At 62.8% G+C, this 15,426-nt stretch carries 12 protein-coding genes; 5 read left to right on the top strand and 7 right to left on the bottom strand.

Translation table 11 applies throughout. The features are described 5' to 3' along the window. Positions 1-138 precede the first annotated feature (138 nt). The 3 genes from AA309_RS28765 to AA309_RS28755 form a co-directional block, all read right to left on the bottom strand. Positions 139-384, bottom strand: coding sequence for a hypothetical protein (locus AA309_RS28765; RefSeq protein WP_047192450.1), 246 nt, complete (start codon positions 382-384; stop codon positions 139-141). Continuing rightward, complete coding sequence (locus tag AA309_RS28760; RefSeq protein ID WP_047192449.1) at positions 381-1,133, bottom strand: Crp/Fnr family transcriptional regulator; 753 nt, start codon at positions 1,131-1,133, stop codon at positions 381-383. Before AA309_RS28760 ends, AA309_RS28765 begins: the two co-directional genes overlap by 4 nt. Before the next feature lie 151 nt (positions 1,134-1,284). Next, positions 1,285-1,509: a hypothetical protein gene (locus AA309_RS28755; RefSeq protein WP_047192448.1), complete on the bottom strand. Its 225-nt coding sequence runs from the start codon at positions 1,507-1,509 to the stop codon at positions 1,285-1,287. Between the two features lie 435 nt (positions 1,510-1,944). On the opposite strand from AA309_RS28755, the gene AA309_RS28750 reads away from it, so the two are divergent. The 3 genes from AA309_RS28750 (at position 1,945) to AA309_RS28740 (ending at position 7,061) form a co-directional block, all read left to right on the top strand. After that, positions 1,945-2,331 carry a hypothetical protein gene (locus AA309_RS28750; protein WP_244470529.1) on the top strand — a complete coding sequence of 129 codons (387 nt, stop codon included), beginning with the start codon at positions 1,945-1,947 and terminating at the stop codon, positions 2,329-2,331. A 302-nt stretch (positions 2,332-2,633) separates the two neighbouring features. Next, the gene (locus AA309_RS28745; protein ID WP_160310567.1) at positions 2,634-6,002 is read left to right on the top strand and encodes an adenylate/guanylate cyclase domain-containing protein; all 3,369 of its coding nucleotides are present in this window, start codon (positions 2,634-2,636) and stop codon (positions 6,000-6,002) included. Between the two features lie 168 nt (positions 6,003-6,170). Then, positions 6,171-7,061, top strand: a complete 891-nt coding sequence (locus AA309_RS28740) for a dienelactone hydrolase family protein (RefSeq protein WP_047192447.1) — start codon at positions 6,171-6,173, stop codon at positions 7,059-7,061. Between the two features lie 53 nt (positions 7,062-7,114). Here the strand turns inward: AA309_RS28740 and AA309_RS28735 are convergent, their stop codons facing one another. Continuing rightward, the gene (locus tag AA309_RS28735) at positions 7,115-7,708 is read right to left on the bottom strand and encodes a DUF6647 family protein (protein WP_047192446.1); all 594 of its coding nucleotides are present in this window, start codon (positions 7,706-7,708) and stop codon (positions 7,115-7,117) included. Between the two features lie 141 nt (positions 7,709-7,849). Here AA309_RS28735 and AA309_RS28730 point away from each other — a divergent pair, with 141 nt between their 5' ends. After that, positions 7,850-9,841, top strand: a complete 1,992-nt coding sequence (locus AA309_RS28730; protein WP_047192445.1) for a BTAD domain-containing putative transcriptional regulator — start codon at positions 7,850-7,852, stop codon at positions 9,839-9,841. A 367-nt stretch (positions 9,842-10,208) separates the two neighbouring features. Here AA309_RS28730 and AA309_RS28725 read toward each other — a convergent pair whose 3' ends face one another. The 3 genes from AA309_RS28725 to AA309_RS37935 form a co-directional block, all read right to left on the bottom strand. Beyond that, complete coding sequence (locus tag AA309_RS28725) at positions 10,209-11,474, bottom strand: extracellular catalytic domain type 1 short-chain-length polyhydroxyalkanoate depolymerase (protein WP_047192444.1); 1,266 nt, start codon at positions 11,472-11,474, stop codon at positions 10,209-10,211. 98 nt (positions 11,475-11,572) lie between these two features. Beyond that, positions 11,573-11,992 carry a CopG family transcriptional regulator gene (locus AA309_RS28720; RefSeq protein ID WP_047192453.1) on the bottom strand — a complete coding sequence of 140 codons (420 nt, stop codon included), beginning with the start codon at positions 11,990-11,992 and terminating at the stop codon, positions 11,573-11,575. Between the two features lie 814 nt (positions 11,993-12,806). Next, entirely contained in the window at positions 12,807-13,508 is a 702-nt protein-coding gene (locus tag AA309_RS37935; protein ID WP_425286914.1) for a PRC-barrel domain-containing protein, read from the bottom strand. A 581-nt stretch (positions 13,509-14,089) separates the two neighbouring features. Here AA309_RS37935 and AA309_RS32655 point away from each other — a divergent pair. Continuing rightward, positions 14,090-15,085, top strand: a complete 996-nt coding sequence (locus AA309_RS32655; RefSeq protein WP_052955071.1) for a phasin family protein — start codon at positions 14,090-14,092, stop codon at positions 15,083-15,085. Positions 15,086-15,426: the final 341 nt, after the last annotated feature.

Raw genomic sequence — 15,426 nt, 5'->3', positions numbered from 1 at the left:
TGGGAGCCGTCCACAGCATCATTTCCAGACCTTCCAGGCTCGCACTATCCCTCACGCTGAGCCATCAACCCGGTACAGGTAAAATCACGCGGAATGCCCTTTGTGGGACCTGGAGCAGCCTCTTCGAGCGGAAGCCGCCTACCGTCCCTTTGCGAGGCGCTGACGGATCCATTCCTGAACTGCCTCCAGATCAGCAAATGTCGGCTGATCCCGTGCTTCCAGGCACCCGAACCCTGCTTCCAGGTACCAATGGCCGGATAGGCCATCATACTGGTCGCCAAGTTGGGTCAGCACCGCGACAAGCCGCTGCTCCGCATCGAAGACCAGCATGCCCTCTTCATCAGAGCCGGTGGCAACACGCACAGGCTGGAGGGTGAGGGTCATGCGGCTGGCCGCTCCTGCACCAGATGGAGGTAGATCGGGTCGAAGTCGCCGACCTGCTTCAACGTCTCCCAATCAGGAACTTTCAGCCGGTCGCCTTTCAGCTCGATCAGGCCGTCAGCCCGCATCTGCTGGAGAACCCGGTTGACGTGAACCGTCGTGATGCCAAGCGCATCGGCGAACTCGCCTTGGGTGATCGGCAGGTTGCAGGCATGGTCCTGGGCCAGCCCCACCGCTCTCAGGCGCACCAGCAGCTCGCACAGGACGTGCGCCATCCGCGGGTAGGCTTCGCGCCGCCCGACGTTGAGCACCCACTCGCGGAAGATGGCTCCCTCCACCAGGGTTTCGCGCCAGAAGGCGGCGGCAATCCGGGGATAGCGCATGCAGAGATCCCACAGATCCTCATGGGTGATGAAGCCGACGCTGCACGGGGTTAGGGTGGCCACACTGATGTCCAGAACCTTCAGATGCAGGCTCTGCACGTCGGGAACGTCACCCGGGATGCAGAAGGCCACGATCTGGCGCTTGCCGTCTCCGGTCATCTTGTAGGTGCAGGTAAACCCGCTCAGGATTGTGAAAGACCGGGAGGGGCGGTCGCCTTCACGGACAATGTCCTGATCCTCCGCGAGGACGGCCACCTGCATCGGGAGATCAAGGAGAGCCTGCCGCTCATCATCAGTCAGCGCGAAGATGCTCTCCAGCTTGCGGATGAGCGGGCTGTAGTCGGGATGAGAGTTCTGAGGTGCGGCCAAGATGATGCCCCTGTTTGCAGGCGGGAGCGCACGTCTCTGTCAGCCACCAGTGCCTACGTAGTCGGATCGGCTGGTGATACAGGACAACGGCTCAGATCCGATCCTGTTCGAATGGGCGGGCGTAATCGCAGAAGACGGGCTTTCCGATCGCTCAACGTTGAGCGAGTGCGTCCAGCATGAGCCGCCGCTGGACGTGCCACTGGTCAAGGATCAACTCCAGTTGCCGAAGCATCTCCTTGGCTTCGGTCACGTCATAGCCCTTCTCGATCATCCGCTCAATCCGGTCCATTTGCGCCGATACCCGCAGATCGGCTTCGACGATGCGCTCCTGGACCCTGGCGATGTCTTCTTGTTGGTAGGGCATGATGGCGTTCATGCCCCAGATCGCGTGCGATTAACATAGGCTAAAAACGAAAAAGCGGCGTCTCTTCGTGGAAGGGCCGCTTTCCATCGATTGCCGAGGTTCATCGATCAATCAACGAACGTCGGCTTGGGTCAAACACAGCCTTAAAGCGTGATCGTGTGAATGACCGCTCACCGCTCGAACACGGAACTCCGGCCCAGCTCGGCCCCCAAGGGACCTTTGCGATCGGCAGCCGGTCTCACCCCGGCGTTCTCGGAATACGTCCCGAGCTCGATCCTGCCCGATATGGAATGGCCGCAGACCCGCACCACCCTGACCATCTCTCCAAGCTCTACAAGCCGATGTCCCAAAATGTCTTTCGGCTGTCCACGTCGGTCAAGCAGGCCGGCCTCAAAGGTTTACCCTGACAAACCGCACGATCGTCTGCTGTTGCGAGGAGCTTGCCCCATGGTCAAATCAGGTCGAATCCGGATCGCCAAGGTCGCACTGAGGGCGAGTTCATTATCCGTCCTCATGGTCATGATGACCCTTGCTCCAATCTCGGGTCACGCTGGCCCTTGCAGTGCGGAAATCGACCGCCTTCAGGCGGCGGTCGATGCGCGGATCGACACCACCGCCGGGATCGGGCCGATGGGGCGTGAAAGCACCGCAGCCACGGAGCATCATCAGCCGACTCCAGGATCGATCGTCCGGGCTGAGGAAAGTCTTGGAGAAGGGGCTTCCTACGAGCAGGTTCTTGCGGCACTGACCCAAGCGCGTGCTGCGGATCAGGCCGGCGATGCAACATCATGCGAAAGGGCTCTTGAGGCCCTCCGCAGGGCGATGGGTCGTTAGACAGGCGCCTCAATCCTTTTCTCCGTTGTGAGGCGTCTGAACTCACCTCGTCCGACGGACACCGGATCGGGTTTCTTTGCCCGTCAACCCTGAGCGGCCACGACAATGTCGCCTTCGGGTCAGGCTCTGACGATCCCCTACCCTTCAGGAATGTCCGGTATTCCCGCCTTAAGCGGGCGCTCGGTCAACTTCCGCCTCGTGCCACAAGAAGACCTTGGGGAATCCAAGAATGCTGCTGCGGCCGAAAGGTGCTAGCCTGAACCTGTGGTAACGGAGCGTCACGTTTGCTCGGAGGGCAGATCGTGGACGTGGGAGCCTGGTTGCGCAGCCTAGGCCTCGGCCAGTACGAGCAGGCATTCCGCGACAATGCCGTGGATGACCATGTGCTGCCGGATCTCACGGCCGAGGACCTCAAGGACCTCGGCGTGGTGCCGGTTGGCGACCGGCGCAAGCTCTTGTCCGCTATTGCCCGCCTTCAGGCGCAAGCTGCACCGCCCGCCGCTACGCCCCAGCCTCACCTCACGGAAGAGATCTCGCAGGCGGAGCGCCGACAGCTGACGATCCTGTTCTGCGATTTGGTCGGATCGACTGCGCTGTCGGTCCGCTTCGATCCCGAAGACCTGCGCGAGGTGATCCGGGCCTATCACGCCTGCGTGGCCGAGGTGGTGCAGCAGCACGGCGGCTTCGTGGCCAAGTACATGGGTGACGGGGTGCTGGCCTATTTCGGCTACCCGCAGGCGCGCGAGGACGCGGCCGAGCAGGCGGTGCGAACAGGCTTGGCGCTTGTTGCCGCCGTGGGCCGCCTGAGCGCTGCTGGTGAGCCCCTCCAGGTCCGAATCGGGATCGCCACCGGACTGGTCATTGTGGGTGATCTCATCGGCACCGGCGCGGCCCAGGAGCGCAGCGTCGTGGGCGAGACCCCGAATCTGGCAGCGCGGCTCCAAGCCCTGGCAGAGCCCGGCCATATCGTGATTGCGCCCAGCACACGGCAGCTCGTGGGCCAACACTTCGAATGCCGGGACGCTGGCGCGGTTCTCCTCAAAGGCTTCAGTCAGCCGATCCGAGCCTGGGAGGTGGTGGCCGAACAATCCATCGACACCCGCTTCGAAGCCTTGCACCTTGACCAAGCTCCGCTGGTGGGACGCGAAGAGGAAATGGAGCTCCTGCTCGGGTGCTGGCGGCAGGTCCAGGAGGGCCAGGGGCGGGTCATTCTCATCTCCGGCGAACCCGGCATCGGCAAGTCCAGGCTCACCGCCAGCCTGCAGGAGAGCATCCGGGCCACTCCCCACACCGAGTTGAGCTATTTCTGTTCGCCGCGTCACGCCAACAGCGCCCTCTACCCTGTTATCAATCAGCTGCAACGGGCGGCCCACTTTCACCCGGACGACCCGAGCGAGCAAAGGTTGGACAAGCTGGCGGCGCCGCTTGCGCGAACGGACACGCCGGTCGAGGATCAAGGCCTGCTGGCCGACCTGATGTCGCTGCCGACCGGCAACCGGTTTCCGAGCCTCTCCCTGAGCCCGCAGGCCTGGAAGCAGCGAACCTTTGCCGCCCTCGTGCGGCAGATTGAAGTTGCGAGCCGGTCATCTCCGCTTCTAGTCGTCTGGGAGGATGTCCACTGGATCGACCCCACCTCGCTCGAATTGCTCCATCTGATCGTCGACCGTGTTCAGGCCCTTCCAATCCTGCTGGTGGTGACCTTCCGTCCTGAGTTCTCACCGCCTTGGGCCGAACACCCGCACATCACCACACTGGCGCTCAACCGCCTGAACGATGAACGAAGTGCCATGATCGCCGCCCGCACGGCTGGCAAAGCCCTTCCTTCAGAGGTTCTCAGCCAGATCGCGATCCGCGCCGATGGTGTTCCGCTATTTGTGGAAGAACTCACCAAGGCGGTTCTGGAAAGCGGCTCAGTGCAGGACCGCGGCGATCATTTCGTCCTGGACAAGCCCCTGCAAACAGGTGCCATTCCAGTCACCCTTAACGATGCGCTCATGGCCCGGCTGGATCGCAACCCTGGCGCTAAGGAGATTGCCCAGATCGCCTCGGCCATCGGCCGGGAGTTCTCATATGAGATGATCCGCGCGGTGTCCGATCAGGAGGATGGATCTTTGCAGACATCCCTTGATCAACTGACGCAGGGGGGCCTGCTCGTCCAACGTGGCCGGCCACCACGGGCGATCTATGTGTTCAAACACGCTCTGATGCAGGATACGAGCTATTCCAGTCTCCTGCGGGAGAAGCGGCAGCGTCTCCACGCCCGGATCGCATACGTGCTTCTTAACGGACATCCTGGAGGGGTCCGGCCCGAGTCGATTGCTCACCACTGCACGGAAGGAGGCTTGTTCGAGCAGGCGGTCCAGTACTGGCGCGAGGCGGGCGACCAAGCTGCCCGCCAGTATGCCAATCAGGAGGCGATTGCCCATTACCGGAGGGGCCTGATCGTGCTCGAGCGGCTCCCGCCCACCGCGGCCCGAGATGAACTGGAGCTTGGTCTCCTCACGGCCCTCGGCCCTGTGCTGATGATGGTCATGCCGAGTTGGGCGCCTGAGGTGAAACGCATCTATGACCGGGCCCGCGACGTTGCGCGGGATCATCAGCAATCCAGCAGTTTGTTTGTGGTCCTGTGGGGCAGCTGGTTGGTCGCATATGCGCAAGAGCAGCGCCCGGCCGCACGGCAGCTCATCCAGGAGCTTCATCGTCTCGCAGACGACCTGAAAGACTCGGGATACCGGCTCCAGGCTCAGCATGCCGAATACTCGATGGCGCTCTTTGAGGGGAAGTTCGCCCGAACGCTCGAGCTGACCCGGTCCAACCTGGATCTGTATGATGAGGAGGCACACCGCGACCACGCATTAATCTTTGGCGGCCATGATCCCGGTGTCTGTGCCTCGTGCTTCAACAGCCTTGCCTTGTTGATGGTTGGCAAGCCGGACCAGGCGCTGAAAGGGGCCGATCGATCACTGGCGCTGGCGCGCAGGAGATCGCATCCACCGACCCTTGCCCATGCTCTGAGGTTCACTGGCGACCTCTATGACTTAGCCCGGAGCGATACTGATCTCCTGCGCAATGCGGATGCTGTTCTTGCCTTACCGGAAGACCAACGGTCAGCGGTCAGTGTCGCGAACGCGAGAATAATCCGGGGTTTAGGGCTAATTCGGCGGGGAGAGCTCCGAGACGGTAGCCGTGAATTGGCGCAGGGTTTAACTGCGTGGCGGGCGAGCGGCACAACGATCATGAGTCCCTATCAGCTCGGCCGCAGCGCTGAAGGGATCCTCGTGGCCGGAGATAGGGATGCAGCACAAGCACTGCTGGAAGAGGCTTTCACCGCACAGGCGCAGACCGGCGAGTCCTGGGTCCATGTCGAGCTGCTGCGCCTGAGAGGTGAGCTCCAAGCGGTGGATCACCAGGTTGAGCAGGCGGAGCAGAGCTTTCGTGAAGCTCTCGTGGTAGCACGGGATCAAGGGGCCAAGTGGTTTGAACTCCGTGCCGCAACCAGACTTGCTCAGCACTGGCTGAGTCAAGGTCAGAACCAAGCCGCTGATGATCTACTGAGACCCGTCTTCGACAGCTTCACCGAAGGAATTGGCACACATGACCTTCGGGCTGCCAAGGCTCTGCTGGCTCTCTGCCAGACCGGCGCGCACTGGGCTGACAGAGAGCGAAATTGATGGAGGACAGCACGCTGTCAAAGGTGAGACGATCGAGCCGTTGGTGATCATCCCTGACCCGCTCATGGAGTCACACGGCTTGGTCGTGGGACAGGACGGTCTTCAACATCGTTGATATACTGGTTGCGCCTACACAGCGAATGACACCCACTCTTTCGGGAGGCTAGCATGCTTCTCAAGCGCGTCTTCCTTCTCGCTGTAAGTTGCCTGTTAGGTGTTCCTCTGAGCACTGCTGCTGATCTGGTGAAGTTCGAGAGCGCCAGCGTCCCTGTGAGCGAGTTCCAGCAGAAGCGGGCCCAAGCCAGAGGCGAAGTTCTTCAGCCTCCTCGCGGCGACGAGATCCAAGCGTACGTCGTCAAGCCCTCCGGCAACAGTCCCCATCCGGTCATCATCTATCTGCATGACTGCGGTGGGTTGCCCCCGGAGGTAAAGTCAAACGATTTTGGCACACAAGGCAGCTTGGCTGAAACCTCGCGCGAGGCTTTCTGGACCAAGCGCCTCTTGTCTTGGGGCTACGCGGTGGTGCTGGTGGACAGCTACGGCCCTCGCGGCATTAAGGACACTTGCGCGAACCCAACCTTTGACGCCGCTCGCGTTGCCGATACCTATGGGGCTTTGGGTTATGTTGCAAAGCAACCTTGGGCGGACCCGCAGCGCATCGGCCTTCTGGGATTCCAGACGGGTGATGTCTGGCGGATTCCTGCGCCTGCGGATACCACCGCCTTTGTGACCGGACCTGAGCGGTTCAAGGCTGCGGTGGCCTTCGTCTATTCTCCGCTCTGCGGGCTGAAGTCCCGCATGGCAGCCCGAACCCTCATCATCAATGGGGTCTCTGCTCCGGATGCCGCTGAGAGATGCCCTCGGGTCACCGCGCAGCAGTCGGAAGGTGGAGCGCCAGCCGAAGAGAGGGTTGCGCCCAATCTCTTCAAGAACTTCGAGGCCAACTCAGCCATGCCGGACAAGACGACCTTCTCGGAATGGCTGAAGGCAGAACCCCAAAATGCCGAGATGGCGGCGGTTCAGGTGAGAGACTTCCTCGCTCAGCACCTCAAGCCGTAGGCATTGATGGGTCGGGCGTTACACGCTGCCGATGCGGTACCCTGCTGGAAAAATCAGTCCGAATAGCTGCAGGCGCCTTGGAGCATGCCGAGAACTTGGAGAAGGAATGCCTCCTCCGGCTGGCCCTTGGTGCGGAGATAGTGAGCCTGCATGCCATAGGCATTCGCCTCCAGCACTCCCGGGCATGAGGCGTGTTCGTGCGCGCTACTCGCGAATTGCTGCGCATGCACCAACTCGTGGACGAGATAGCTGCGCGCGAGCGGGGTGGCGGAATCGAGGTCGTCGGCCAGGAGGATCTCACGGGTCGCCGGGACATAGACGGCAGCCACGGCCTCGGCGTGGGTTCCGCCAAGGACCACCCGGAAAACGAGCCCGTCCAGACGCTCCTTTCTGACGAGGCGCACGCACGCCTCGGGGGCCGGGGTGCCCGTCGCCTCCGTCACGAAGGCTCTTGCCTCGCTGATCCAGTCGCCCTCAAGGCATCCGTCGGACCCGTCCGCGCCGGCCGGCGCAAGACCAGTGGTGGCCAACAGCGACGCGAGGCCACAGGCCAGGGCGATCACATAGGCCAGACGGAGTGTGTCCCATGGAGCCTTGGCCGTGTCGTGATGGCCGTCCGGGTATTGGGGCGGGCGAGCTTTCCTCATGCATCATTCCTCCCGCGTGCGGTGCCTGCGGGAGTTGGGCCGATGAAGCGTTAGACGGGCGTGAGGCGGGCTTCGCCTGGCATTGCCATGTCCTGAACCGGCGCTAGACTGGCTCCAGCTGCGACAGAGTCCGAGGCGACCATGACGGCGCTCGAGATCGCACTGCTCGGCGGGCTTCGCCTGCGGCATCCTGACCGTGGACCCATCGAACTTGCAGGCGAGAAGGGCGCCCAGCTCCTCGCGCGTCTGGCCTGCGCTCCCGACAAGAAGCATCGGCGCGACACCCTCCAGGCGTTGCTGTGGCCGGACTCCGACCCGCCGCACGCCCAGGGCAACCTGCGCTTCGTCCTGCATCAGCTCAGGAGAATCCTTGGCGGGACCGAGGGGCCCCTGCGCAGCGACAGCCGATCAGTCTGGCTCGACCCGGAGCGCGTGGCCGTTGATGTCATGCGGTTCGAAGCCCTCGCGGCGGAAGGGACACTGGAGGCGCTCATCGCGGCCTGCGATCTGTACGGCGGCGATCTGCTGTCGGATGCGGTGGATCTCAGCCTCGAATATGAAGACTGGCTCCTCCCAGAGCGGGAGCGTCTACGCGATCTTGCACGGTCCGCCTTCTGGAACCTGTTCTCGCTCCGGCTGTGGCGCGGCGAGGTGACAGAAGCGAAGGCCTGCGCCCAGCGCAATCTCGGGATCGATCCCTACTGCGAGCGCATGCACGCGGCTCTCATGCGGCTGCACCTGCTACAGGGCGAACGTGCGCTCGCGGCCGGGCGTTACGATCAACTCCGTACCGGCTTGGCCCGTGACCTTCAGATCCGGCCGGGAGACGAAGTCGAGCAACTCGCCCGAGCCGTGAGCCAGACCAGTGGGCGCTCTGCCCCGGAGCCGTTCAATGCCGCCTGGGTTCTGGGCCGCAGTACCGAACTCTCTGTGGGCAAGCCACTCGTCGCCGTCCTGCCCTTCCGGGATCTCTCCGAGGACGAGACCTTGGTCAGCCTCCCGGCGGCCTTGACCGAGGATGTCATCGGCGATCTTGCGCGCTTCCGCCGGCTCGGTGTCCTAGCCCGACACACATCCTTCGCCCTCGATCACGATCCCGCTCCCGAGGCCAGGCTGCTGCAGCTTGGTGCCCGCTACACCGTCGAGGGCAGTGTCCGGCGCACCGGCAACCGATTGAGTGTGACGGTCCGCCTCGTCGACAATACCTCGCAGCGTCAGGTCTGGGGCGAGCACTACCAAGGTGATTGGGACGAGCTCCCTTCGTTCCAGGAGGAAGCCGCCAAAGCCATCGTGGCCACCGTCCCGGTGCAGATCGAACAGGCGGAACTGGAGCGGGTGCGCCACCGGGAAGTCCAGTCGCTGAGCGCCTACGAGCATTGCCTGTGCGGTCGCGAGCACCAGCGCTCGATTGCCTACGCGTCACACGCCAAAGCCCTCGAACACTTCAGCCGTGCTCTCGAGCAGGATCCGACCTCGGCGGCCGCCCATTGCGGGCTCGCCGTGTGCTACGTTTCGATGGGCGGGATCACTCCTCTGGAAGAGGACCGCCGGCGGGAGCGGGCCATCAGCCATGCCCAGCAGGCGATCGCCCTCGATCCCCTGGATCCTCAGGGCCATTGGCTACTCGGCATGCTACTTCAGATGCGGCGCGACTTCTCCGGCGCCCGCTTTTACTTGGATCGCGCCGTCACGCTCAGCCCGGGCGATGTCGAGACGCTCGGCTATACGGGCTTGGAGTATGCTTATGCGGGTGCACCCGAGCGAGGCATCAGGCAGGCGGAGCAAGCAATCCGGCTCAATCCGTACTTTCCGCCGGTATCCGCCGAGCAGATCGGCAAGGCCTGCTTCGTCGGCCACCGGTACGAGGAAGCGCTGTTCTGGCTGAGGCAGACACCCGACCGGATCACCACCAACCGCGGCTGGCTTGCCGCAGCGGCGGCCTATGCGGGACGTGTGGACGAAGCGGCTTCGCATGCCCGGCTGATGCGCGCCACGCTGCAACAACGTCTGGGCGAGGAGGAACTGCGGGCGGTTGGCGGCCCTATCGGCTGGCTCCGGTTGCCAGCCCGGTTTCAGCATGCGGCCGACCTGGAGCACTATGAGCGTGGCTTGGAGATGGCGGGGCTCGGATGAGCGAGCGGATGCCGGAGCCGTGGGAAATAGCCCTCATTTGGTGGCTACGTGCCTTGCTTCCGTAAACACCACCAAGATTGACTGGGCGGGATACTGTCTGCCCCTCCGCCGATCCTTAGGGCAGCTTTGGGTCAAAAGACGTCCTCAGAAACTGCGTCGTAAAGGTCCGCTCATCGAGTAAGTCCGGACATTCGATTTACTTCCGCTCAGTGCCAGGAGCCGACCTTCCGCCATAGCGCACTCCGAAATGCCGTTAGCCTTGGAGCGAGACGAATTAAACCCGATAGGCGCAATTTGGCCTACCCGCATGCCAGATCTCAAATCGTAGCCCGCCAGACCACGACGAGGACTGGCGGGCTCTTTGTGCTTACATGGGGGATGGGGCGGTCGGTTTCGGGTGCTCAAGGAAGAAGCGCATCATCTCACGGCTGGCATTGGGTCCCCGTGGCTCAGTGTAGGAACCACTCGGACTTCCACCAGACCAGGCATGACCTGCCCCGTGCAGAACCCAATGCTCGAGCATCGGGTGGCCGCTTTCATCGCACGCGACCATGCGAGTATAGCTCATCCCGCCTGGAGCCTGTCCGCGGCTGACCTTTGTGCGGAGATCCGAACCCGCCCTCGATTGAGCAATGACTTGGTCACCATTGACGGGATTGACGGTCGTGTCGCGATCGCCATGGAACACGATGGTCGGCACAGGCTGCTTGGCCCCCCGGTGATGGGGTGTCCCGCCCTGGCGCATGGCGGCAAACGCCGAGGGCATGTCACGAGCCGCCCCGCACGCCAAGCCCGAGTGGACGCCCACGGCCGCATAGAGATCGGGGTAAGTCGAGCCCATAATCGCCGCCGCGGCCCCGCCGGCGGAGAGCCCGGCAACATAGACCCGTCCGGGTGTGACCGAGAAGTCGTGCATGATCTGACGGGTGATGCCGGCGATCAGCGAGGGCTCGCCTTGATCCCGCTGTTGATCGGCTGCGTTGAACCAGTTCCAGCACTTCGAGACATTGGCGGACTGGGCCTGAGCCGGGTAAGCGACGAGAAACGTCTGCTCCTCGGCCAACTCATTCATCCGCGTGCCGGCCGCAAAATCGTCTGGCGATTGCGTGCAGCCGTGCAGCATCATCACGAGCGGCACTGGCTGACCCGTGTAGCCGCCCGGGATGTACAGCTTGTAGGCGCGGCTTCCCGCCGCGTTAGCAAACATCCGCTCTTCGAAGCGGGCTCCCTCCGGCAGCGGGGTCGGTGCTCGTACTGGAACGGGTCCAACCAATCCATCGAGGCCGAGTGCGGAGCCGGGTTGCCCCATGCGGTCGAGGAAGCCCCGGAGCGCCTCCGGAACCTGAGGCTGGGCCAAGCCTCCATCAAAACTGGGAGTGTCTGGGACGAAGTGTGAAGGGGTGAATTTGGGTGGAGTCCACGCCCCTCCCCTGGAAGAAGGCGGCACCATGTCAATGATCCGGGTGGCCCGCCCCAACGGATGCTGGCCTGCATCTCCGCCGGCGTTGCCTGAGGTCGCGGACGGATGGGTGCCCGAGAGCCCTCCCTGAAGGATGGTCATGGCTTCGGTGAGCCGGCCTTCGCGGGTCAGGCGGGTGACCTCAAGCATGTCGAGATTCGGTCTAGCGTTCATGAGTTCAGTCCTGTTGTCGGGCAAAGCGGGGCCTGCTCCTTCCGGTCTGGAGGGGTTGGGCAGGCTCGAAAGACGGTGAGACGGGTGCTACCCGGTGGTCAGCGCATGCGGTTCTTCAGCGCCTCTTTCACGGTGGGACTGGCGTGCAAGGCGCCAAGCACATGAAGGGAGGCGATCGTCTGCCGCGCCAGCTCGGGCGTGACATCGTCGGCAATGCTGGCGAGACCGAGCACCTGGATGTGCAGCACTTCTCCGGCCGCTTGCACGGCCTCGAGATCCTGGCGGCTGTAATGGCGCAAGCCGAGATCGAGCTGGTGTCGTGCGACCGATTTCGTGACGGCGTCGTTGTGCCGATCAAGCTGGTTGCGAATAGCCGTGCGGATGAAGTCGGTGCGGTTAGAGTAGAAGCCCTCCTGGACGAGGAGATCGATATGGCCGAGATCGACATAGCCCAGATTGATCGTGATCTTCTCGCTGTCTGCGGCCTTGGGCCGGAGTTCGTGGACATTATTCACCATGGCTACCATCCCTACACCATCCAAGTGGATGGTAAATGAGAGCGGTCATGGAGAAGGTCAAGCCCTGGATCTAATTTCCGTCGAACTCAGCCCGCGCTCTTGCGCCTCAGATGTGCCAGTGCGACGAAAATCGGATCGAGGCGAGCTGCGCGGCTTCGGCACCTTCGTCGTGAAAGACGTGAGGCCAAGGGCGCAACCCGCTCACAGGCGAGGCCATGGCCGCTTCCAAGCTAGGCGGTGTTAGCTTTGCACAGGGATTGGCTTTGTCCTGAACGCCCTTGTCGATCGGGCGAGATATCCGAGTTGCGGACAGATCGGCCGCTTGGGCTTTCGCACGGCTGAGCCAATATCCTGCTTACTATGTTCAAGGCTGTGCTGATTGGGATGCTCTTCTACTCATCCAACTTCAGGGGCCGGAACTGTCCTCTGACTCGCCTCAGGTGCCCCTCGACGGCGCGCCTGCGATCCATCAATCGGTTCATTTCAGCCAGCGAGGTCTGCTCATCCTGAACGGCCCTTTGTGGCCTCATGGCAGTCGCTGCTGAATCGCTGCCACTGGATCGCGCCTGTGATCTTCCGGCTGAGCCTTTCGCGCTCGTCGGCAAGCCGATGGAGCTCCGCAATGAGCTCCTGCTCAGTCATCCCGTCCAAGCCAAGCATTGGCGCTGAACCTCGCGTGGGCTTCGGGCACAGTTCCCGGCCCTGGCGTTCAAACAATAATAGCATCTTTGGAGATGCAACGTCGGCAGCCGTCAGCCCTGCCGCCCTTGCGAGTGGCAGGGCTATGCGAACCACTTCACGCCGATGTTAGAGATCAGCCCACCGAAGACCAGTACTGCCGCACTTGCTGGCCGTACCCTGGCTGCGAGAATGGCTCCTCGCCGGCGGCATAGCTCGGAGCTCCCATCAGCCGCTCCTTGTCGGCGTCCACGACATACCCCTTCTTGCCGGTGTCATAGGTGAGCACATCCCAGGGCAGCGGGTGATACTTCTGGCCCATCCCCAGAAAGCCCCCGAAGCTCATGACCGCGTAGGCCACCTGGCCCGAGCGCTTGCCGACCATGAAGTTGTAAACCTCCCCCAGCTTGTCGCCTTGGTGGTTGTACACCGCCGTGCCCTCGACCTTGTTGGACGCGATCAGGTCGGTGGTTTCATCCTTCTCGACGGAGCGGGAGGCGCTTTCTCGGCCATGCTGGCCGAAATAGCGGCCGAGGCCACCTCTCTCGGAGGGTCTCCGGGTCTGGCGGCTGCTCCAGTCCGGCTTACGGACAGTCGAGGCGGCGATGTAGCCCACAGCACCCCCGATGAGGATCCCGAGCATGACCAGACTGTCCTCAAAGAACAGGTCAGTGGTCCGGCGCCTGCGGCGCTCGTCATAGACGTTGCGTCGGGAATACCTGCCGGCCTCCACGTCGGCGGTGGCATAGGCGGATTGGTCCGCAGCTCCTGTGCTGTAGGATCCAGCATCGGCTCCAAGACCCTCGTGCGGACTGCCGGTGCGATAGGTGTCGACCATGGACGTTCCTCCTGAAATAACCCAGCCTTCGCCCATTCCGAGCGGGCCCAGCCTGGCTGGTTAACCCGACGGCGGGGTGATGGTTCAGGCCTCCCGCCCGCCAGGAGCAATGCGTCCCGTTGGGGGCCTGTGAGTTTTTCGGGTGCTGAGCACAGTACGCTGAGAGAAAGCACCGTCGGTTCCTTCTCCTGCATCCGTAGGTCTCACTGGCTTGATCTCCTCCCCTGCCAAACCCGAAATTGAGAGGCCGTCGCAACAGCCGCATCGGGAGCCTCGATCAAGCTCCGCAGCCTTGTTCGCTTGATCGATGGAATTGGTCGGAACATCAGACGCGATCGCCTATTAGCATGGATCGAGAAAAACCAATCACTGGCCGTGCTGCGGGCGGCCAAGGCCTAGGGCCAAGCGCCCTAGAACTTCAGTGACAAAGCGACGCCAGACGAGTCAGCCGACAGCCGGCACAGAGTGCCGCCGTCTGCTCTCGTGTCTGTTGACGCGTTTTGGTTCAACCGAGCTACCGGTGGCATGTGGCGTGACCCAAGCTCTGCTTGGGAGCGTGTCTTTCATGGGTGCGAGGACAGATGACGACGAACGGACGATTCAGCCAAGCCCCGCCAGACAAGGCGAACCAGCTCTTCGACAAGCTGCTTGCCACCTCCGACAATGCGGTCAAAACCCGTGAGCGGCTCTTCGCAGAGCTGAAGGAAGAACTGGAGCTCTTGGCACACCTTCAGCAGGAGCATCTCTTCCCGGTGCTGCGACAGCACGGCATGCAGGATCTCGTGCGAGAGGCCAGCAACGACAACGAGGCAACCAGTGCGCTCTTGGCCGAGCTGGAGCGCATGCCGAAGAACAGCCCCGAGTTCCTCGGCAAGATGACCGAGCTGAGGCGCACCTTTCAGCAGCACATCCGGGACGACCGGAAGGAACTGCTTCCCGCCGTGCTCAAGGTTCTGAGCAATGAGGAAGCGAATGCAGTCGCCGAGCAAGTGGAGGATGAGATGGCGAACATTGACGAGATGAAGCGCAGCAAGGCCCGCCGCAGCCGCGAGCAGGAGGAAACTGTCCAGCGGGTGACGGAAGATCTGGCAGAAACGCTGCGGGCCAACGTCGAAGGCGCCCAGACCATGGCACGCGCCATGCAGGAAGCAGTGGGGAGCAGCTTTGGTGCGTTCTCTGAGTTGACTCGCCACTCCACCGATCAAGCCATGCAGGTGCTGGGCCGTCCTGACAGGGAGGCGCAGGAGGTGACTGAAGAAACCTCGCACAATCTCCGGGCGGTAGCCCAGTCCAGCTCCGCCCTTGCGCGCGGCCTCCAGGACATCTCCCGTGAGGCATTCGAGCTGAGCCAGCGGCGCTGGCAGAAGAACCTTGAGCACCTGAATGCCCTGGCCCGCTGCCGGTCGGTTACGGATCTGGCGGCGGCTCAAAGCTCGCTGATGCGCGACAACCTGGAGCAGATGGTCGAAAACAGCCGCCGTCTCGCCGAGCTCGCCATCCACATGGCCGATGAGGCCACGCACACCGTGACGGTTCAGGCCGAGAAGACAGCCCAGCGGATCAGCCGCGTCGCCTGAACCTCAGCTCGATCAAACGATACCACCGCTCCCGGCTGAACACCCGGGAGCAGCGGCGCATCTGAAGCATTGCATTGACGAGAGACGGGGCGGATAGCCGTGTGCGATCAAAACCCGACCGCCTTGAGCGGCTGCTGGCTAATACGTGCACAAGATCAGGTGGAGCTCACTCGGATCATCGCCCCCCCTAGATCGCCTCCGGCACCGCAAGTTAATAGCCGGCGGGTTTGGACCGCGCCTGCCCGGACACCGAGTGTTTACGGGTTGATCTGGAACTCAAGGGATTCCGGCGGCTTCCCGTCGGTGATGAAGGCTCCTTCATAGCGACCCGCGTGGGTGTG

The organism is Microvirga vignae, assembly GCF_001017175.1.
GTDB classification, from domain to species: Bacteria; Pseudomonadota; Alphaproteobacteria; order Rhizobiales; family Beijerinckiaceae; genus Microvirga; species Microvirga vignae.
The sequence above is the reverse complement of the archived record's forward strand: the minus strand, read 5'-3'. Positions and strand labels throughout refer to the sequence as shown.

What these genes read in the sequence shown, in the direction of transcription:
- AA309_RS28765 (WP_047192450.1), bottom strand. Translation starts at nt 384, where the DNA reads ATGACCCTCACCCTCCAGCCTGTGCGTGTTGCCACCGGCTCTGATGAA.
- AA309_RS28755 (WP_047192448.1), bottom strand. Translation starts at nt 1,509, where the DNA reads ATGAACGCCATCATGCCCTACCAACAAGAAGACATCGCCAGGGTCCAG.
- AA309_RS28750 (WP_244470529.1), top strand. Translation starts at nt 1,945, where the DNA reads ATGGTCAAATCAGGTCGAATCCGGATCGCCAAGGTCGCACTGAGGGCG.
- AA309_RS28740 (WP_047192447.1), top strand. Translation starts at nt 6,171, where the DNA reads ATGCTTCTCAAGCGCGTCTTCCTTCTCGCTGTAAGTTGCCTGTTAGGT.
- AA309_RS28735 (WP_047192446.1), bottom strand. Translation starts at nt 7,708, where the DNA reads ATGAGGAAAGCTCGCCCGCCCCAATACCCGGACGGCCATCACGACACG.
- AA309_RS28730 (WP_047192445.1), top strand. Translation starts at nt 7,850, where the DNA reads ATGACGGCGCTCGAGATCGCACTGCTCGGCGGGCTTCGCCTGCGGCAT.
- AA309_RS28725 (WP_047192444.1), bottom strand. Translation starts at nt 11,474, where the DNA reads ATGAACGCTAGACCGAATCTCGACATGCTTGAGGTCACCCGCCTGACC.
- AA309_RS28720 (WP_047192453.1), bottom strand. Translation starts at nt 11,992, where the DNA reads ATGGTGAATAATGTCCACGAACTCCGGCCCAAGGCCGCAGACAGCGAG.
- AA309_RS37935 (WP_425286914.1), bottom strand. Translation starts at nt 13,508, where the DNA reads ATGGTCGACACCTATCGCACCGGCAGTCCGCACGAGGGTCTTGGAGCC.
- AA309_RS32655 (WP_052955071.1), top strand. Translation starts at nt 14,090, where the DNA reads ATGACGACGAACGGACGATTCAGCCAAGCCCCGCCAGACAAGGCGAAC.